The organism is Collinsella aerofaciens, from assembly GCF_025289055.1.
In the GTDB taxonomy this organism is placed as follows: domain Bacteria; phylum Actinomycetota; class Coriobacteriia; order Coriobacteriales; family Coriobacteriaceae; genus Collinsella.
This window is the reverse complement of sequence record NZ_JAESIQ010000001.1, coordinates 122,372-142,115: the sequence shown is the minus strand read 5'-3', so window position 1 is coordinate 142,115 and position 19,744 is coordinate 122,372. Positions and strand designations below refer to the sequence as shown.

Genomic DNA, 19,744 nt, shown 5'->3' with positions numbered 1-19,744 from the left:
GATGCGGTCATAACCTGCATTCATGTGAGCCGGGTTTATAGATATTCCTCCAGCTGTTAACATAGACGACCTGTGGGTAAAGAGACAAAAGCGCCGCCGACGGGCGGGCGTTTTGATTTCGATGAACTCATGTAAGGAAACGAGCATGTTAGATAGATTTACCGATCGCGCGCGTAAGGTCATGTCCATGGCCAAGCAAGAGGCGCTCGATCTTCATTCAAATAAGGTGGGCACCGAGCACCTGCTGCTCGCGCTTGCCAAGGAGGACGAGGGCATTGCCGCCGAGGCGCTGCGCTCGCTCGACATCTCCTACGATGACATCATGGATACTCTCAAAGAGGTCCAGACCACGGTTCCCGAGCCCAGTGAGGAGACCGAGGCGGCCAAGCTCGCCTTTACGCCGCTCGTCATTAGCGTGATGGAGCGTTCATTCCGCGTGGCGCGTGAGAACAACCAGACCTACGTGTCGACCGAGCACTTGCTGATCGGCATCGTCGAAGAGGGCAACGGCATGGCCATGGACATCCTCATGCGCCTGGGTGTGTCGTCCGCCTCCATCAAAAAGGCTATCGAGAAACTCACCGCCAAGGACCAGGACAAGAAGCGTCCGCTCGCCGGAGCCGGCGCCGGTCGTCCTGGTGCAGGACTGCCGTTCTTTAGCGGCTCGGATGCCTCTCAGCAAAAGGGGGGCGGCACCGACACGCTCAAGCAGTTCGCTACCAACCTCACGCAAAAGGCGCGCGACGGCGAGCTCGATCCCGTGATTGGCCGCGAAAAGGAAGTTCAGCGCATGATGGAGATCCTTTCGCGCCGCACCAAGAACAACCCGCTTATCCTGGGTGACCCCGGCGTGGGCAAGACGGCCATCGTCGAGGGACTGGCGCAGCAGATTGCTGCCGGCAACGTGCCCGAGAATCTTATGGACCAGAATATCTGGACGCTCGATCTGCCGGGTCTTGTCGCGGGTGCCAAGTATCGCGGTGAGTTTGAGGAGCGCCTTAAGAACGTGATCCAGGAGGCGACCGATGCCGACGACGTCATCTTGTTTATCGACGAGATGCACACCATCATCGGCGCCGGTTCTGCCGAGGGTTCTATCGATGCGAGCTCCATGCTCAAGCCGGTGCTCGCGCGCGGTGCTTTCCAGATCATCGGTGCCACCACGGCCGAGGAATTCCGCAAGTACCTCACCAAGGACCCGGCTTTCGAGCGTCGCTTCCAGACCATCGATGTCGAGGAGCCGAGCGTCGAGGACACGGTCAAGATCCTGACCGCGCTCAAGCCGCGCTACGAGGAGCATCACCATGTGCGCTATACGCAGGGTGCTATCGAGGCTGCCGCGAACCTTTCCAACCGCTACATCCAGGATCGCTTCCTGCCCGATAAGGCCATCGACCTCATCGACGAGGCCGGCGCCCGCGCCCGCATCGCCGCCAACCGCGCGCCCGAGCCGGTGCGCGAGGCCGAGCATCGCGTGGAGGAGCTTAAGGCCGCCGCGCAGGAGGCCACCGAGAGCGACGACATGAACAAGGCCGCCGAGATTACCGAGCAGCAGAAGGCCGCCGAGATTGAGCTCGCCGAGGCCAAGGCTGCCTGGACCGCCGAGCTCGACGCCAGCCCGCTCACCATCGATGTGAGTCAGATCGCCGATATCGTGTCCGTGACTTCGGGCGTGCCGGTGTCCTCGCTTACCGAGAGCGAGAGCCGTCGCCTGCTGCAAGCCGAAAGCGTGCTCAAGACGCGCATCATCGGTCAGGATGAGGCTGTCGAGGCCGTTGCCAAGGCCGTGCGCCGCAGCCGCTCGCCGCTCAAGGATCCGCGTCGCCCCGGCGGCAGCTTTATCTTCCTGGGTCCCACCGGGACGGGCAAGACCGAGCTCGCCAAGACGCTCGCCGAGTATCTCTTTGGCAGCAAGGACGCGCTCATTAGCTTCGACATGTCCGAGTTCGGTAGCGAGTTCGAGGTCTCCAAGCTCATCGGTAGCCCTCCGGGTTACGTCGGTCACGACGAGGGCGGCCAGCTCACCAAGGCCGTTCGTCGCCACCCGTACTCGGTCGTGCTGTTCGACGAGATCGAGAAGGCGCATCCCGATATCTTCAACATCTTGCTGCAGGTGCTGGAGGAGGGCCGCCTGACCGATAGCCAGGGCAAGACGGTCGACTTCCGCAACACCGTGATCATCATGACGTCCAACGTGGGCGCCCGCGAGATTGCGCAGGATGCGAGCGTTGGCTTTGGCACCACCGGCGAGCAGGGTCTCACGTCGAGTGAGATCCGTGGTCGCGCGATGGGCGAGCTCAAGCGCCTGTTCCGCCCCGAGCTGCTCAACCGTATCGATGACATCGTGGTGTTCCAGAAGCTCTCGGGCGAGAATCTCACCAAGATCGCGCACCTGCTGGTGGACGACCTGCGTCAGCGTTTGATTGCCAACGGCATGAACATCAAGCTCACCGCTGCGGCCTATGACAAGATCGTGGCCGAGGGCACCGACCTCACCAACGGTGCGCGTCCGCTGCGCCGTGCCATCCAAAAGCTCATCGAGGACCCGCTGTCCGAGGAGCTTCTGGCCGGCGAGTGGGGCGAGGGCGATACCGTCCTGTGCGACGTGGCCGATGGCAAGTTTGTCTTTAGCCACGGCACGGGCGAGATCCCGGCACCGCGTCCGGCGGGCACGCTCGGTGGCGATACCGCCCCGGCGGCACCGCACACCGGCAACGCCGCGCCCGTGAGCGGCGGCGTGACCTCGGGCCCCGGCGGCATGATGCAAGCCGGTTCCGGCGCGCTGTAGGGCGTGGCGACAATTTGATACGCGCAATCGAGGCGCTCCGGAAAGGGCGCCTCGATTTGTAGAGCTGCGGAAGTTGTGGCCGTTACGCTATACGGTCCACCGTTAGCCGATGATGCGAGGGCGCTCGGCGTTTTCGACTGGTTTATGCACGCAAAGTCTGGGAATATACAAGTCGCATGTCTTACTGTCTAACCAGTTGCGCCAAGGAGGCACCATGGACTACAAGATTACCGGCTACGAGCCCGCCCAGCTGTTCCATTTCTTTGAGGAGGTCAGCGCGATCCCCCGTGGGTCTGGCAACGAGAAGGGCATCAGCGATTTCCTGGTCGCGTTTGCCAAGGAGCGCGGTCTCGATGTGTATCAGGATGAGGTCTACAACGTTATCATTCGCAAGCCCGCATCTGCCGGCGCCGAGAATGCCCCGACTGTGATGCTGCAGGGCCACATCGACATGGTGTGCGACAAGCTGGGCTCCGTTGAGCACGACTTTACGACTGATGGTATCGACCTGGTCGTCAAGGACGGCGTCCTCACCGCTAACGGCACCACTCTGGGCGCCGACAACGGTATTGCCGTCGCTCTGATGCTCACTGTTCTCGATGACGATTCGATCGTTCACCCCGCCCTCGAGTGCGTATTCACCACCGACGAGGAGACCGGCCTGGTCGGCGCCGAGACGCTCGACAAGTCCCAGATTAGCGCCCGCACCATGATTAACCTTGACTCCGAGGAAGAGGGCGTGGCCACCGTCAGCTGCGCCGGCGGCGTCGTCGTTACCTACACCTGCCCAATCGTACGCGAGCACAAGACCGGTAGCACCCTCACGCTCGACATCTCCGGCCTGTTGGGCGGCCACTCCGGCAGCGATATCAACCTGGAGCGCGGCAACGGCAACCTCATCATGGCTCGCATCATCGACCGCCTGATGGTCGCCGGCGAGCCCGCCATCGTTAGCTTTAACGGCGGCACCAAGGACAACGCCATCAACCGTGAGTGCAAGGCTGTTCTGGTCTACGCCGACCATGCTGCCGCCGAGGCAGCGGCCGAGATCGCCCGTGGCATCATCGCCGACGTCACTGCCGAGCTCGAGGTCTTCGACCCCGGCTTTACCTGCACGGTTGAGATTGCCGACAACACTGAGGTCGAGGCCATGGACCAGAAGTCCGCGCTTGCCCTCATCCGCGCCCTGCGTCTTGCCCCCAACGGTGTGATCCGCCGCAACGTCGCCACCGACGGCTCCGTCGAGGTTTCCTCCAACATCGGCGTGGTTGCCACCTCTGACGACCAAGTCAAGATCATGCTGTCCCCGCGCTCCTCGATCACCTCACTGCAGAACGAGTTCAAGGACCGTCTGCAGACGCTGGCCGATGTCCTGGGCTTCGACGCCAAGTTCGAGTTCGAGTATCCCGGCTGGAGCTATGCCGAGCATTCGCCGGTCCGCGACGTCTTTGTCGAGAGCTATCGCGAACTTTTTGGCTCCGAGCTGCGCATCGAGTCCATTCACGCCGGCCTTGAGTGCGGCCTGTTTGCCGAGGCCCTGCACGGCCTGGACGCCATCGCCGTGGGCCCGACGCTCTCCGATGTCCACACCCCGGACGAGAGCATGGAGCTCGCTTCTGCCGAGCGCTTCTACGAGCTGCTCATCGACGTCCTCAAGCGCCTCGCTGCGTAAAGGTTGCGCTAGCAGCAGTCCGAGCCACGTGCTAGCGGATTGCAAATGACATTACGAGAGGGGGCACCCGGTCTTTGCGACAGGTGCCCCCCTCTCTTCTTTTGGGAAATGGGAAATTGCGAGCGTCTAGCCCATTTCTGCCCTGATGAGGTCGAGGGTGCGCTGGCAGTTTTCGCGGACGGGGCCGAGCATATGCTCGCGCAGGTCCGCCATGCCGGGCAGGTCGGCGTATTCGTCCATGACCTCTTCCATGCAAATGGGTACCTCGTAGGCGAGGTCCATCATGGTCGCAAAGCAAAACTTCTCGGATAGCCCGGCATCGGTGAGCGCCGCCTCCAGCGCGGGGTCGCCCATACCGTGGTATCGGCGAATTGCGTTGGGTCCGATGCGCCCCACACGGTTCTCGCCGCCAACGCTCATGGCGAGGCGCGCTTTTCGCCGCATACGTTCGTATGCTAAGCCCGATGCGACATCGTACATGGGTGCGAGCGCCGCGTTTGTGCCTTTGCCAAGGATGAGCGAGTAGTTTTTAGCGTGTGCGTCAGGCGCTCCGATAATGGCGTTATAGAACAACATATAGGTAAAAAGCACAAGATTCATGTGGTGGGGGACTGTGTTAATCAGTCGTTCTTGGATGTCTCGTGTAGTTGGTCCTCCGTCGGCGGTGTATTTCTGGCTTGGCAATACACCGAGCGCTTGGCAAAAGTCCTCCTGATGCAGCCTTTCGATATTTCCGCTGCTATTGACCATTCTGTCGTACCGTTCAACGACGAGCGCGGCTTCGTCTTCAAATGTGCAATAGGAGACGTTGGCAGTTGGAATGCCAACACGCCGAGCTGTTTTCATGCAGACGAATTCGTTTAAGGCCTGATGTTTGAACCCAACGACACCATTTTTGAAGATATGGGTAGTGGGGGATGACCCTAGACATTCGCACCATTGGCCATCATGCCGAGCTAGTGCAAATTTGCCTTGATTGCCGCCCAGGGACCAGCTTTCGTTGGAGCCCATCCATGTCTCTCTTTCGTCATCGCGAATTGCTTTGAGCTTGTGAGCGATTTGAGAATTGGTAAGCGGGCGGTATGCCGAGACCCTGCCGCGGGCGGCGTCTAATTGATCGGCTCGACAAAACTGAACGGCCCCCGCGCAGTCAAGACCGATATGGCACAAGAGGGCGACGGGGTTGTTGGATGCAACATCATGCTCGGTGGCAATAGCGCGACGCTGCTCTTGACTGTCGGGCAAAAGGCCAAATAGGAACGGGCGGACGATGTTATGGCCATACGTGCGATTGGAAAGCGGCATTGTTAGCGATAACGGTGCTCCGCGATAGGTTGGGGCGTATGCAAAGCTGCAGAGTCCATGCTCGTCTTGCCGGAGAGTGCCGGCGATTTCGCCACAAATGAGGGTCGCGAGCTCCATCTCTGCCATTTATTTCACAACCTTACAGCCAAAGGAGAGGTTTGAAGTGCCGGAAAGGCCTTGCTCGGCTGCGATTTGGGCCAGCAAGGCACCATAGGAAGATGGCGTTCCTTGTCGAGTGGGTCGTCTGCCTACGCTTGGCTTTGGCAGGGTATTCGAGTTCGCGATAGGGAGGTTCACTATCGTCGTCGGATGTTCGGAGGGCGATGCGATGGAGTCGTTATCGCTTTGCGCGAAGAGACCTATGCCGAGTGCGTTAAAGACGGTCAGCAACTTGTCGAGTCGAATGCCGGTGGCGTCTCCTAGCTCGAGCGATGCGAGCAGGCGCTCCGAAACACCGGCTTTTTTAGCGAGGGTCGCCCGGGTGAGACCCTGCGCCTCGCGTGCCTGGCGCACGTAGATGCCAGCTTGGCGCGGTGTGGTGATGGGAAGGGTATCCACGGCGATCTCCTAACGTGCAGACTTTTGCATATCAGTATGACATGCAAAAGTCTGCACGAAAAGGCCTCATGCAAAACTCTGCATGAGGCCTTGCCCGGACGTTTAGTTTTGAAGGGTGTTTTACAGCGCCAAAAAACCCAAGTGTTCCAGCAGAATCTTGAGGCCGATAAGGATGAGCACGACGCCACCCACGATGGTGGCGGGTTTTTCGTAGCGCGCGCCAAAGGTGTGGCCGATCGCTACGCCGGAGACGGAGAAGATAAACGTTGTGACGCCGATAAGCGATACAGCGGGCACGATGTCAACCGAGAGCGCGGCAAATGAGATGCCCACGGCTAGGGCGTCGATTGAGGTGGCGATAGCGAGGATCAGGTACTCGACCAGGTCAATCTTTTCGGCATCCTTGCCGTCGCCTTCATCCTCGTCCTCGGTAAAGGCCTCCCACAGCATTTTGCCGCCGATGAAGGCGAGCAGGATAAAGGCGATCCAGTGGTCGATGGGGCCGATGATGCCCATAAACTGGCTGCCAAGCGCCCATCCGATTACGGGCATGCCGGCCTGGAAGCCGCCAAAGAACAGGCCGAGCACCACGGCGACTTTAAGGTTGATCTTTTTCATGCCAAGGCCCTTGCAGATGGAAACGGCAAAGGCGTCCATCGAAAGGCCAACGGCGAGCAACACGAGCTCTGCGAGTCCCATAGTCTGGCTCCCTCTCTGCGGGCGGGCCCGCGTGTACCTCTTGAGGGAATAACAAAAAAGACCCGTGGCGTACGCGTTGCGCGCACAGCCACGAGTCTCGTTCATTAAGGCAAGCCAGGCCGCATCGGCCAGTGTGTTGACTTACCGCGCCACCGGAGGCGAATCCGGTCACGCGACTACTCCCTCATTCATGTGAATCCCGATGCTACCACATAAGCAGCCCATTTGGGTTGGGCTCTCAGCTGTGTTCGCTCATTCTGTAAGCATCGGATTTCGCAAGCGCCGCGGGGACAAACCGTGAGAAACTATTTAGCGTTTATGGAGCGTATACGATGGGAGCGATGCCTTGGATAAGAACGAGCTGCAAAAGCGTATGGAACAGGCCATCCGCCTGACGGCACCTGGTCAGCCGATCCGCACCGCCCTCGACATGATCATCGCCGGTCACCTGGGCGCCCTTATCTGCGTCGGCGACACCGAAAACGTGCTCGCTGCCGGTAACGACGGCTTCCCGCTCAACATTTCGTTCACCTCGAACCGTCTGTTCGAGCTCTCCAAGATGGACGGTGCCATCGTCATCGACGGCGACCTCACCCAGATCCTGCGCGCCAACTTCCACCTCAATCCCGATCCCTCGCTTGCCACGAGCGAGACGGGCATGCGTCACCGCACCGCCGCTCGCATGTCGGTGCTCACCGATGCCATCGTGATCTCGGTCTCAGCCCGTCGTGCCGTCGTTAACGTGTACGTTCACGGCAAGAGCTACGAGATCCAGCCCGTCACCACCATCATGAGCTCGGTCAACCAGCTCGTCGCCACGCTTCAGACTACTCGTCAGTCGCTCGACCGCTCCTTGCTGCGCCTGACGGCCCTTGAGCTCGACGACTACGTCACGCTTGCCGACATCACCGGTATTTTCTCGAGTTTCGAGATCATGCAGCAGGCAAAGACCGAGCTTAAGGATTGCATTGTCAAGCTGGGCAACCAGGGCAAGCTCGTGCAAATGCAGCTCGAGCAGCTCGCCGGCTCCAGCATGGATACCGAGTACGACCTGATGATCCGCGACTACGCGAGCGATTCCTCCGAGGCAAACGCCGAGAAGATTCGTGCAGAGCTCGCTCGCATGACGCCTAAGGACCTGTCCGACCCGCAACACGTGGCGGCAGTTCTGGGCTATGACGACCTGGACGAGGACTCCGTCATGACGCCGCTGGGTCTGCGCACGCTTTCGCGTGTGTCCGTCGTGCGCGACGGCGTGGCCGAGAAGATCGTCGACGAGTACGGCTCGCTGCAGGAGCTCATGGACGACATTAGCGAGGATCCGGAGCGCCTGGGCGACTTTGGCGTCAACAACCCTGCCATTCTTGCGGACTCGCTGTACCGCATGAAGGGCACCAAACAGGGGAACGCATAATGGCGCCCGTATGCGCCGTGGTCGTTGCCGGCGGCAGCGGCCAGCGCTTTGGAAATCCCGGCGGCAAGCAGCTCGTTAACGTGGCGGGCCGTCCGCTCATGAGCTGGTCCATCCGCGCGTTCGACCGTAGCGACAAGGTCGGCCACATCGTGGTGGTGTGTCCTGCAGAGCGCCGTGCCGAGATGCGCCGCCTGGCCATCGACCCGTTTGACTATGACACGCCCATCAGTTTTGCCGATGCCGGCGATACCCGTCAGGATTCCACCCGTGCCGGCGTGCATGCGGTTCCGGCGGGCTTTGAATACGTTGCCATCCACGACGGCGCCCGTCCGCTCATCACGACCGAGGCCATCGACCACGCTATCGACGTGCTTGTGGGCGACCGCTCGCTCGACGGTGTCGTGTGCGGTCAGCCCGCGATCGACACGCTCAAGATCGTCGACGGCGATAATATCGTCGAGACGCCGCCGCGCGAGCTGTACTGGGCCGCGCAGACGCCGCAGATCTTTAGCGTCGACGCCATGAAGCGCGCTCACGCCGCTGCTATCGCCGAGGGCTTTATCGGTACCGACGATTCATCGCTGGTCGAGCGCATGGGCGGGCGCGTCCGCTGTGTCCAGAGCCCGCGCGATAACCTTAAGGTGACGGTGCCCGAGGATCTGCGTCCCGTAACCGCGATTCTGCTTGGCCGCATGGCCGAGGGAGAGGACCTTCCCTATGTTCAGTAACCTGCGCATTGGCCACGGCTACGACGTCCACCGTTTGGTGGAGGGGCGTCGATGTATCATCGGCGGGGTCGACATTCCCTACGAGCGCGGCCTGCTGGGCCACTCGGATGCCGATGTGCTCGCGCACGCCTTGGCCGACGCCATTCTGGGCGCCTGCCGCGGGGGAGACATCGGCAAGCTATTCCCCGACACCGATCCTGCCTACGAGGGTGCTGATTCGATGGTGCTGCTCGCTCGCGTGATGGACTATGCGCGCGAGCTGGGCTTTGAGTTTGTCGATGCCGATTGCACCATTGCCTGTCAGCAACCCAAGATCACCCCGCACCGCGATGCCATGCGCGCCAACCTTGCCCATGCCCTGGGCGTTGACGTCGAAAATGTGGGCGTTGCCGCCACCACGACCGAAAAGCTCGGTTGGGAAGGTCAAGGCGAGGGAATCGGCGCCTGGGCCGTCTGCCTGCTACAGAAAACCGTTAAGGAGTAACGAATGCGTATCTACAACAGCGCTACCCATAAAAAGGAAGAGTTCCAGCCCATCGAGTCCGGCAAGGTCCGCATGTACGTGTGCGGCCCCACGGTCTACGACAACATCCACATCGGCAATGCCCGCACGTTCATCAGCTTCGATGTGATTCGACGCTGGCTCATCGCGAGCGGCTACGAGGTCACGTTCGCCCAGAACCTCACCGATGTCGACGACAAGATCATCAAGCGCGCCAACGAGCAGGGCCGTACGGCTGCCGAGGTCGCGACGGAGTTTTCCGACAAGTTCATCGGCGTAATGCGCGCCGCCAACGTGCTCGATCCCGATGTGCGCCCCCGCGCCACCAAGGAGATCGGCCCCATGATCGCCATGATCAAGACGCTTATCGAGCAGGGCCACGCTTACGCAGCCGATAACGGCGATGTGTACTTTGCCGTGCGCAGCGATCCCAACTATGGTCAGGTCTCGGGCCGCAACATCGACGACCTTATGGTTGGCGCGCGCATCGAGGAGAACGAGGACAAGAACGACCCGCTCGACTTTGCCCTGTGGAAGGCCGCCAAGCCGGGCGAGCCCAGCTGGCCGAGCCCCTGGGGCGAGGGCCGTCCCGGTTGGCACACCGAGTGTGCCGCCATGGTGCACCGCTACCTGGGCACTCCGATTGACATCCACGGCGGCGGCTCCGACCTTGCTTTCCCGCATCACGAGAACGAGTGCGCCCAGGCCACCTGCGCCTGGCACCAGGGCTTCTCCAACACCTGGATGCACACGGGCATGCTGCTGGTAGACGGCGAGAAGATGTCCAAGTCGCTCGGCAACTTCTTTACGCTGGCCGAGGTCCTCGAGCAGCACTCCGCTGCCGCCCTGCGCCTGCTGATGCTGCAGACGAGCTATCGCTCGCCGCTCGACTTTTCTTGGGAGCGCCTGGAGGGTGCCGAGAACTCGCTCACTCGTATCGCCGGTACGGTCGAGAACCTGCGCTGGGCCGCGAACCATGCGACGGCCGATGCCGATGTGGCTGCCGCCGAGGCATTTGCCGCCAAGGCCGCTGAGACTCGTGCTGCCTTTAAGGAGTGCATGGACGACGACTTTAACACCGCTGGTGCCATGGGTGCTGTCTTTGGCTTTGTGACCGAGTGCAACCAGTACCTGGAGCAGGCGGGCGACGCTGCCGACAAGGCCGCCGCGCTTGCCGCCGCCGACACGCTGGCCGAGCTGCTCGATACGCTTGGCGTTGAGCTCCCCGAGCCCAAGGTCGAGTTGCCGCTGGGCCTGCTGGGAGTTGCCGCCGGTTTGGTTGCCTACACGGGTGACGACGTGGACGAGGCCGCTGCCAAGATTCTCGAGGCCCGCGCCGAGGCCCGCGCCGCCAAGAACTGGGATCTGGCCGACGCCATCCGCGACCAGCTCAAGGATCTGGGCCTGACGATCGAGGATACTGCCGCTGGCACTCGTATTAAGAGTCTCTAGTATTTGTCGACCGTTCGAGGTGCGGCAGATTGCCTTGAAAGAGGAGGGCATAGACCTGGTGGTCATGCCCGACGATTGAAAGGCAAGGTGCCGTGGCTCGGACGGTCGATTCTTGTCCGTTATCTATTTAAGGAGGCCGTTTTATGGCCGACAATCGCAAGCGTGCACCGCGTGGAGGCAAGCAGGCTGCTTCTGGCTCGCGTCCGATTCGCCGTAACGACCGCGCTGCCGCTTCCAAGGGCCAGCGCGATCGCACCCAGGCCGCACGTCCTCAGCGCGATCGCAACCGCGACAACGTTCAGGTCCCCAAGGGCGAGTTTATCGAAGGTCGTCGTGCTGCCGCCGAGGCGCTGCGTACCGGCTTTCCCGTCAAGTGCGCACTCATTGCTGAGGGCGGGGAGCGCGATGCCGCCCTGTCTCGTCTGGTCGATGACCTCAACGCCGCCGGTGTCCGCATTAAGTATGTGCCGCGTGCGCAGCTCGATGCGCTGTCGAGCCATGGCGCTCACCAGGGCATTGCGCTCGAGGTTGGTAACTTCCCCTATGCCGACGTCGCCGACATCCTCCGCCGCGCGGGTGACGGACCGGCGCTCGTCGTCGTGCTCGATCATGTGACCGACGACGGTAACTTTGGTGCCATCGTGCGCTCTGCCGAGGTCGTGGGCGCGGCGGGCGTCATCATTGCCAACAAGCGCACCGCCGGCGTGACCGTTGGCAGCTACAAGACTTCTGCCGGCGCCGTCATGCACCTGCCTATCGCGCAGGTTCCCAATATCGCCCGTGCGCTCGATGACCTCAAGGCCGCTGGCTTTTGGGTGGGCGGTGCTTCCGAGCACGCCGAGGGCAGCTGCTGGGATGCTCCCTTCGAGGGCCGCGTGGCGCTCGTCATGGGCTCCGAGGGCGACGGCATCTCGCGCCTGGTGCTCGAGAAATGCGACTTTTTGACCAAGCTTCCCCAGCGCGGCATGACCGAGAGTCTCAACGTGGCCCAGGCGACTACCGCACTGTGCTTTGAGTGGCTGCGCCGCAATGCCGGCGAGCTCATGGGGGAGGAGTAGCGCATGTCCAAGAAGAACCGCGCTAAGTCCAAGGCCAAGCGCTTTGGCGAGGGCTCGGCCAAGCCGATTGTTTCGGCCGCGACCTATGGCGTGGGCGGCAATGCGTTTGCGCAGGCTATCGCCGACCCAGTCTCGACGGTGCACTCCAATAAGCCTGAGCTGCTGGTGGTCGACGGTTACAACGTGATCCACTGCACGCCGCGCTACGAAAAGCTCGTGTACGACCATTCCGACGATCCGTATTCCAGCGACGTTCACGATATGGCGCGCACTGCCCTCATCAACGACGTCGCCGCCTTTGCCCAGGGCCGCTACGAGGCCGTGATCGTGTTCGACGGCGCGGGCAATATCTCCAACGAGCGCCCCAACCTGCCGGCCCGCGGCGTGCGCATCGAGTTCTCGCCGACGGGCGTATCGGCCGATACCGTGGTGCAGAAGCTCTGCATCGAGGCGCGCGAGGAAGGCCGCGCGTGCTCCGTGGTGTCGAGCGACGGCACGATTCAGGCCGTCGTCATGGGCAAGGGTGTCACGCGCATATCGAGCCGCATGCTGGTGGACGAGATCAAACAGATCGATAACGACGTTCACGAGGCAGAGGAAGCTCCGCAGATCAAGATGACCCTGGGCAGCCGCCTGAGCCCCGATGCCCTGGCCAAGCTCAAGGCCCTGCGCGGGAGGTAGGTAGACCTTCAATGGGGGCTACTTTCTCGATTGACCAACCAACTGGTTTGTAATCAGTGGGTTGCAGGTCGGCCTCGCCAGAACGAATAGTTTTTGGTTCTGGCGAACAGATAAAACTATTCGTTCTGGCGAAGGGTTTTGAGATGTGGTCGGTCAAAGGGTCTGTTGCGCCCCGTCCGCAATTCCTTTATTCTTAACAGGCTTCGCGCGAAAGCGCCAAGTGTGCCAGTGTGGCGCAACGGTAGCGCAACTGATTTGTAATCAGTGGGTTGCAGGTTCGATTCCTGTCACTGGCTCCATGAGTTTTCGCAGGTCGGGGGCCGTATGGCTCCCGATTTTGCATTTTCATGCAACAGCTCATGCAACAAACATGCAACAATTAAATCGGAATTGCATTTATGTGTGTTTTGTGACCGATGTCCAATGTCCATAAATGCGTGCAACGAAGCAGGAAAAGCAAAGCTTACAGTTGCTGTCTCCATTAGAGTTTTGGGCTTTGTTTCTCCAACTGGGATAGGGTGGAAAGTGACCAAGGTGCCGAGAGCTCCGATGCTGCCTCTCGAAAGATCGCGCGCCGTGCGCGGCGCTCTTTCCTGTAGCCCCTGGGTATTACTATAGTCTAGATTTAATTCGGCGCGAGAAATCAAGGGCGACAAGGATTTCCCGTCGTTTGTGAGCAAGGTGATTGAAAGGACTCATGATGATTAATAGCGTAGAGGACCCAACGGTTGCCATTATTCTGTCGACCGATATGCTAAAAATCTATGACATTCCTCGTTACCAGCGCGAATACACTTGGAATCAGCGCGATTGGGCGAATCTCTATGACGATATCACCCAAAACGATGCCGGATACTTCCTGGGCTCGTTTATTGTCGTGAACGGGACTGTGAATTCCAAGATGGATACCATTCACTATGAAGTCATCGATGGCCAGCAACGCCTGACGACGCTCAGCCTTCTCCTTGCTGCCATCTACGCTCGCGTTATGGAGCATAAGGATTCTATCGACGATGACCTGATGCTGGACGATGTCCGCCCTCTGCGCAATCGCCTTATCTTGAAATCCGACAAGTCGAGGACGCGCGTTATTCCTCAGGTTCAGAATCATAACCTTGAGGATTACCGCTGGATCTTGAAGGAACATATCGGTTTAGACGTCGTTATGCAAAAGCCGAAGTTCCTCGGTCTGAGAAAGATGTCTAAGGCATTCAACTATTTTTACGATCGATTGGGCGAGGAAGTTGAAGACGGGAGCGGGATCGAATGTGTTCATGCCCTGCTTGATATCTGCAAGCTGGTGTGCTCCGCAGTCGTGGTCCAGATTACCGTCGATAGCCATGCGGACGCCTATACCCTGTTCGCGTCCCTTAACAACCGCGGTGTCCCCTTGAGCGCCGTTGACCTCATCAAAAACATGCTTCTCGGCAAGGTTGCCGGGGTGGATGACGGACGGATCGACTATTACTTTGAACGCTGGCAGGAAGTGCTCCGCAATCTCGGCGATGACTACAAGACGCAGGAGCGCTTCTTCCGCCAGAACTACGATGCCTTCCGCCGGGAGGTAAATAAGCCATTTATCGGCGAATCAGGTTCCCAACTCCCCCTCGGTTCCGTTGCCACACGTTCCAACCTTCTGAAAATCTACGAGAAGCGGATGGAAGCCGATGACGGCGCCCTTAAGGTGTTGGACGAGCTGACCGAGAATTCCGCACTCTACTCGAAGATCATTGGGCTCGATCAAGAGAGCCCGGATTCCGAGCTTTCGCATCAGCTTTTGGAGCTTTCGAGAGCGCAGGGCGTCGCATCTTACCTGATGCTGCTGTTCCTTTTCAAGAAGCAGGACCAGTTGGAGCTAAAAGATGAAACCCTCGCGCTTCTTGTTAAGCTCCTTGTCTGCTTCTTTGTCCGACGCAACCTTACCGATACGCCTCCCACGCGTGACCTGGAGAGGCTCTTCATCAGTATTTGCGAGAGCCTCGAAAGCGAGGGTCTCAAGGGCATTGCGGCCGCGGAATACATCAAGAAGCGCCTCGTCGACGTGTCTGCCAGTGACGCTTCCTTCAAAGAACGTCTTGAAGGGCCGATTTACGATGTCAATCCCGATATGACGCGCTACATCCTGACCGTTATTGCATCACCGAGCGTTACGAAGGAGATGAAGCCACTTTGGGATCGATATGACTCCGGAAACTACGTTTGGACAATCGAGCACATCTTTCCCCAAGGTAAGAACATTCCCGACGAATGGGTGAAGATGGTTGCGGACGGCGACGTTTCCAGGGCGATTGAGGTGCAGGAGAAGCAGGTTCATACGCTTGGAAATCTGACTATCACCGGATATAACTCAAAGCTGAGCAACATGCCCTTTGTGACCAAGCGAGACCGCAAGGATGCGAACGGGGCGAACGTCGGATACCGCAACGGGTTGAACCTGAACGACGAGTTGGTAAACACGGATACCTGGACCAGCGAGCAGATTCAGGAGCGCACAGACAAGCTCGTTGGACTCACTTTGATAGCTTTTGACTTTGACGAGATTGAGTTCTAGTGACCGCCAGCCAATATCTTGGGGACATTCGGCCCAAACGATTCAATCTCAATCTGTAACATCTAGACCGGTATTTCTCTTCAAGCTGTTACAGATTGAGATGTTAAGACGGGTTGGCGGGTAATATCTCTATCTGTAACACGAAGAGGCTGAAAACCTTTCTTACTGTTACAGAATGAGACGGAAGTCGGGGCTACTGCGTAGTATCTCAATCTGTAACAGATAGGGGAGAAAATGTTCTCTAAATGTTACAGATTGAGACATAGGCCGGACCGGTCCAAGTCACCCTGGTCGAGCGAGGATTTCCGGACATACGAGCGCGGAAAATCTCCCGCCTAGTGAATGGGCGTGGATAATCTCCCACTTTGGGCTCGAAGCCACGCCAAAAGTGGGAGATTATCCACGCTCGATTCTGTCTGGGAAGCTCGGTCTCGACCTATATATAGGTGCAAATGAGTCGTTATCGAAGTAATATTCTACAGGCTCACTCCACTACGCAAAAGTGTTCCCTCGGGAAATGTCACCGCTATATGCAAATTCACCGTCCTTCATATCCAAACTCAGCAAAACCGCAGGTCAAAAGCATATAGATACGCCCGGCACCGTGTATCTAGAGGTTTTCGTTGACAGCCCCCAAGGTGGCATCGTATTATCTTCTTCGTTCGCGGGGGCGGCGGTCCAAAAGACCAAAGGACCTGCGGATACTTGAACGATTGGGAGTTTGCCCGAGTGGTTAATGGGGACGGGCTGTAAACCCGTTGGCTCTGCCTACATAGGTTCGAATCCTATAGCTCCCACCCGTCAAGTGCCTGTATAGCTCAGTCGGTAGAGCACTTCGTTGGTAACGAAGAGGTCACCAGTTCAAGTCTGGTTGCAGGCTCCATCCGGCGGTGTAGCTCAGTTGGTTAGAGCACACGGTTCATACCCGTGGCGTCACTGGTTCGAATCCAGTCACCGCTACCATAGGTAACACGGTGGCTTCTCAATAGTATGTTGAGAGGCCACTATGGTATAAAGGCAAAGTCCCGTCCGGGGACGACCTGTTAAGAGGAGGGCTTTATGGCCAAAGAGAAGTTTGAGCGCACTAAGCCGCATGTTAACATCGGCACCATTGGTCACGTCGACCACGGCAAGACCACGCTGACCGCTGCCATCACCAAGGTTCTCTCCGAGACCGAGGGCTGCAAGGCTGACTTCACTGCGTTCGAGAACATCGACAAGGCTCCCGAGGAGCGCGAGCGCGGCATTACGATTTCCGTCTCCCACGTCGAGTACGAGACCGCTGCCCGTCACTACGCTCACGTTGACTGCCCGGGCCACGCTGACTACGTCAAGAACATGATCTCCGGTGCTGCTCAGATGGACGGCGCTATCCTGGTCATCGCCGCTACCGACGGCCCCATGGCTCAGACCCGCGAGCACATCCTGCTCGCCCGTCAGGTCGGCGTTCCCTACATCGTCGTCTTCCTGAACAAGTGCGACATGGTCGACGATGACGAGCTCATCGACCTCGTCGAGATGGAGACCCGTGAGCTCCTCTCCGAGTACGATTTCCCCGGCGACGACATCCCCGTCATCCGTGGTTCCGCTCTGGGCGCTCTCGAGGGCGACGCCAAGTGGATGGACGCCATTCGCGAGCTCATGAAGGCCGTCGACGAGTACATCCCGACGCCTGCTCGTAACAACGACCTCCCGTTCCTGATGGCCGTTGAGGACGTTATGACCATCTCCGGCCGTGGTACCGTTGCTACCGGCCGTGTCGAGCGCGGTGAGCTCAAGCTCAACGAGCCCGTCGAGATCGTCGGCATCAAGGATACCCAGAACACCGTCGTTACCGGTATCGAGATGTTCCGTAAGTCCATGGACTTCTGCGAGGCTGGCGACAACGTCGGTCTGCTGCTCCGCGGCATCAAGCGCGAGGACATCGAGCGCGGCCAGGTTCTCTGCAAGCCCGGTTCGGTTACCCCGCACACCAAGTTCACCGGCGAGATCTACGTTCTGACCAAGGAGGAGGGCGGCCGTCACACCCCGTTCTTCGATGGTTATCGTCCTCAGTTCTACTTCCGTACCACCGACGTTACCGGTACGGTCAAGCTCCCCGAGGGCACCGAGATGGCTATGCCTGGTGACCACATCACCATCGAGGGCGACCTCATCCACCCGATCGCCATGGAGGAGGGCCTGCGCTTCGCTATCCGCGAGGGTGGTCACACCGTTGGTTCGGGCATCGTCTCCACGATCATTGAGTAAATTAGCTCTTTGATATAGCTGACTTAGAGAACCCGGCACTTATATGGGTGCCGGGTTCTTTTCTGCAATGGATATTGAGCCGTTGCTGGTGTCGAGAGGATCGATTATGGTCCTGGGTGCACCGTCGATTAGATCTCGTTGGCTCCATTGATGTGTTCCAAATATGAATGGGTTCACCGAGAACCAATTGATTCGAGGTTTTCGTTGACAGCACTTACGTAGAGCTGATAAAGTATCAACTCGTGCCCGTACGGGGCGGAAATGAAAGGTTCAGGATACATGCGTACTCTAGTTACTCTTGCGTGCACTGAGTGCAAGCGCCGCAACTATACGACCACCAAGAACAAGTCGACCATGCCTGATCGTATGGAGATCAAGAAGTATTGCCCCTGGTGCCGTCACCACACGCCGCACAAAGAGACTCGCTAGTCTCTAGTCACATACGCCAGTAGTTCAATTGGTAGAGCATCGGTCTCCAAAACCGAGTGTTGAGGGTTCGAGTCCTTCCTGGCGTGCCAGTCATTATTCCGTAAGCTCCCAATTGGGGGCTTACGGTTTACTCATGTATAAGCGCATTGCGCGGAGGTAACCCAAATGGCCAACAAGAAGAACAAGAAGAAGGCTCAGCAGCAGGCGCCTGCCAACAACGCTGCCGCCAACTCCAAGGTTGAGGCCAAGAAGGCCGTTGCCAAGAAGAACGAGAAGGCTGCGAAGTCCAAGAAGAACGAGAAGCCTGGTTTCTTCGCCCGCACCAAGAAGTATTTCGCTTCGGTCAAGTCCGAGATGAAGCGTGTCACGTGGCCCGATAAGAAGGAGCTCGTGAACTACTCGGTCGTCGTTTGCGCTTCTCTGATCGTCGTCGGCGTCGTCATCGCTCTGCTCGATGCTGGCTTTGGCGAGGCTCTTGCTCTGTTCTCTGGATTGAGGGGCTAAACCATGTCTAAGCGTTGGTACGTCGTTCACACCTACTCTGGATACGAGAACCGCGTTAAGTCCGATCTCGAGCATCGCATCGAGACTATGGGCATGCAGGACCGTATCTTTGATATCGAGATTCCTATGGAGCGTGTCACCGAGATTAAAGAGGGTGGCAAGCGTGAGACCAAGGATTCCAAGATCTTCCCGGGTTATGTCCTGGTCCGCATGGAGATGGATGACGATGCTTGGACGTGTGTTCGTAACACGCCTGGCGTCACCGGTTTCCTGGGCGGCAACGGCAAGCCCGCTCCGCTTTCCCGCGACGAGTACAACAAGATGACTCGTCGTCCCGGTAAGGGCGATTCGCCCAAGCGCACCTCGGTTGATATTGAGGTCGGCACGTCCGTCCGCGTCACCGATGGTCCGCTTACCGACTTTGATGGCAAGGTCTCCGAGGTTAACACCGAGGCTGGCAAGCTCAAGGTTACGCTGATGATCTTTGGCCGCGAGACGCCGGTCGAGCTCGACTTTAACCAGGTCGCTGTCATCGCTTAAGTTTTCGTCCGTTCGCGCGAGCGTGCTTCTTCTGTGACTGCTCATCTCAGGAGTGCTTCTAACACGTGCGTGCTTACGATATAGCAAGTACTTCACACTCGTGATTCGAAAGGAATGACCATGGCTGAGAAGAAGGTTGCCAACGTCATTAAGCTCCAGATTCCTGCTGGTGCCGCTAACCCCGCTCCTCCCGTCGGCCCCGCCCTGGGCGCTGCTGGCGTGAACATCATGCAGTTCTGCCAGGCATTTAACGCCGAGACGCAGGACAAGAAGGGCGACATCATCCCCGTTGAGATCTCTGTCTACGAGGATAAGTCCTTCTCCTTCATCACCAAGACCCCGCCGGCGGCTCACCTCATCAAGAAGGAGCTGAACCTCAAGTCTGGTTCCGCTAAGCCCCAGGCCGACAAGGTCGGTCAGCTCTCCCAGGAGCAGCTCACCAAGATTGCCGAGATCAAGATGCCTGACCTCAATGCCAACGACATTGACGCCGCCAAGAAGATCATCGCCGGTACCGCCCGCTCCATGGGCGTCACCATCGCTGAGTAGCGATTTCTTTAGGTAATGACGGGTGCTCCGACCGGGGCGCCCGTTATATGTGTGCAATAGGGCA

Annotated in this window: 17 protein-coding genes and 5 tRNA genes; 19 read left to right on the top strand and 3 right to left on the bottom strand. The window is 58.9% G+C overall.

Features of this window, described 5'->3' with window-relative positions; translation table 11 throughout:
* The first annotated feature begins 145 nt into the window (after window positions 1–145).
* Window positions 146–2,788, top strand: coding sequence for an ATP-dependent Clp protease ATP-binding subunit (locus JMJ97_RS00700; RefSeq protein ID WP_260698808.1), 2,643 nt, complete (start codon window positions 146–148; stop codon window positions 2,786–2,788).
* A 214-nt stretch (window positions 2,789–3,002) separates the two neighbouring features.
* Window positions 3,003–4,460 carry an aminoacyl-histidine dipeptidase gene (locus tag JMJ97_RS00695; protein WP_260698807.1) on the top strand — a complete coding sequence of 486 codons (1,458 nt, stop codon included), beginning with the start codon at window positions 3,003–3,005 and terminating at the stop codon, window positions 4,458–4,460.
* Between the two features lie 126 nt (window positions 4,461–4,586).
* On the opposite strand, the gene JMJ97_RS00690 is transcribed toward JMJ97_RS00695, so the two are convergent.
* The 3 genes from JMJ97_RS00690 to JMJ97_RS00680 form a co-directional block, all read right to left on the bottom strand.
* Window positions 4,587–5,891, bottom strand: coding sequence for a type II toxin-antitoxin system HipA family toxin (locus JMJ97_RS00690; RefSeq protein WP_260698806.1), 1,305 nt, complete (start codon window positions 5,889–5,891; stop codon window positions 4,587–4,589).
* Window positions 5,892–6,323, bottom strand: a complete 432-nt coding sequence (locus JMJ97_RS00685; RefSeq protein WP_260698805.1) for a helix-turn-helix domain-containing protein — start codon at window positions 6,321–6,323, stop codon at window positions 5,892–5,894.
* A 120-nt stretch (window positions 6,324–6,443) separates the two neighbouring features.
* On the bottom strand, window positions 6,444–7,022 hold the full coding sequence (locus JMJ97_RS00680; protein WP_260698804.1) for a manganese efflux pump MntP: 579 nt from the start codon (window positions 7,020–7,022) through the stop codon (window positions 6,444–6,446).
* 373 nt (window positions 7,023–7,395) lie between these two features.
* Between JMJ97_RS00680 and disA the strand changes: the two genes are divergently transcribed.
* From disA to rplK, 17 genes are all read left to right on the top strand, one after another.
* A complete protein-coding gene (disA, locus tag JMJ97_RS00675; RefSeq protein ID WP_006234973.1) occupies window positions 7,396–8,436 on the top strand; it encodes a DNA integrity scanning diadenylate cyclase DisA in 1,041 nt (346 codons plus the stop codon).
* Window positions 8,436–9,164, top strand: coding sequence for a 2-C-methyl-D-erythritol 4-phosphate cytidylyltransferase (ispD, locus tag JMJ97_RS00670; protein WP_260698803.1), 729 nt, complete (start codon window positions 8,436–8,438; stop codon window positions 9,162–9,164). Before disA ends, ispD begins: the two co-directional genes overlap by 1 nt.
* On the top strand, window positions 9,154–9,648 hold the full coding sequence (gene ispF, locus JMJ97_RS00665) for a 2-C-methyl-D-erythritol 2,4-cyclodiphosphate synthase (protein WP_006234975.1): 495 nt from the start codon (window positions 9,154–9,156) through the stop codon (window positions 9,646–9,648). The genes ispD and ispF overlap by 11 nt, the downstream gene beginning before the upstream one ends.
* A gap of 3 nt (window positions 9,649–9,651) precedes the next feature.
* Window positions 9,652–11,118, top strand: coding sequence for a cysteine--tRNA ligase (gene cysS / locus JMJ97_RS00660; protein WP_260698802.1), 1,467 nt, complete (start codon window positions 9,652–9,654; stop codon window positions 11,116–11,118).
* Between the two features lie 143 nt (window positions 11,119–11,261).
* The gene (gene rlmB, locus JMJ97_RS00655) at window positions 11,262–12,176 is read left to right on the top strand and encodes a 23S rRNA (guanosine(2251)-2'-O)-methyltransferase RlmB (RefSeq protein WP_260698801.1); all 915 of its coding nucleotides are present in this window, start codon (window positions 11,262–11,264) and stop codon (window positions 12,174–12,176) included.
* Window positions 12,177–12,179: 3 nt separating this feature from the next.
* Window positions 12,180–12,857, top strand: coding sequence for an NYN domain-containing protein (locus JMJ97_RS00650; RefSeq protein WP_055309418.1), 678 nt, complete (start codon window positions 12,180–12,182; stop codon window positions 12,855–12,857).
* A gap of 224 nt (window positions 12,858–13,081) precedes the next feature.
* Window positions 13,082–13,156, top strand: a tRNA-Thr gene (locus JMJ97_RS00645).
* 401 nt (window positions 13,157–13,557) lie between these two features.
* Window positions 13,558–15,408, top strand: a complete 1,851-nt coding sequence (locus tag JMJ97_RS00640; protein WP_260698800.1) for a DUF262 domain-containing protein — start codon at window positions 13,558–13,560, stop codon at window positions 15,406–15,408.
* Window positions 15,409–16,123: 715 nt separating this feature from the next.
* Window positions 16,124–16,205, top strand: a tRNA-Tyr gene (locus tag JMJ97_RS00635).
* Between the two features lie 10 nt (window positions 16,206–16,215).
* A tRNA-Thr gene (locus JMJ97_RS00630) sits at window positions 16,216–16,291 on the top strand.
* A gap of 3 nt (window positions 16,292–16,294) precedes the next feature.
* A tRNA-Met gene (locus JMJ97_RS00625) sits at window positions 16,295–16,371 on the top strand.
* A 96-nt stretch (window positions 16,372–16,467) separates the two neighbouring features.
* On the top strand, window positions 16,468–17,658 hold the full coding sequence (tuf, locus tag JMJ97_RS00620) for an elongation factor Tu (protein ID WP_035137538.1): 1,191 nt from the start codon (window positions 16,468–16,470) through the stop codon (window positions 17,656–17,658).
* A gap of 279 nt (window positions 17,659–17,937) precedes the next feature.
* A complete protein-coding gene (gene rpmG / locus JMJ97_RS00615) occupies window positions 17,938–18,087 on the top strand; it encodes a 50S ribosomal protein L33 (protein ID WP_260698799.1) in 150 nt (49 codons plus the stop codon).
* A 13-nt stretch (window positions 18,088–18,100) separates the two neighbouring features.
* Window positions 18,101–18,176: transfer RNA gene (locus JMJ97_RS00610), tRNA-Trp, on the top strand.
* Window positions 18,177–18,252: 76 nt separating this feature from the next.
* Entirely contained in the window at window positions 18,253–18,591 is a 339-nt protein-coding gene (gene secE / locus JMJ97_RS00605) for a preprotein translocase subunit SecE (protein WP_006234983.1), read from the top strand.
* Window positions 18,592–18,594: 3 nt separating this feature from the next.
* On the top strand, window positions 18,595–19,131 hold the full coding sequence (nusG, locus tag JMJ97_RS00600) for a transcription termination/antitermination protein NusG (RefSeq protein WP_099432095.1): 537 nt from the start codon (window positions 18,595–18,597) through the stop codon (window positions 19,129–19,131).
* A gap of 120 nt (window positions 19,132–19,251) precedes the next feature.
* On the top strand, window positions 19,252–19,680 hold the full coding sequence (gene rplK, locus JMJ97_RS00595; protein WP_022093893.1) for a 50S ribosomal protein L11: 429 nt from the start codon (window positions 19,252–19,254) through the stop codon (window positions 19,678–19,680).
* Window positions 19,681–19,744: the final 64 nt, after the last annotated feature.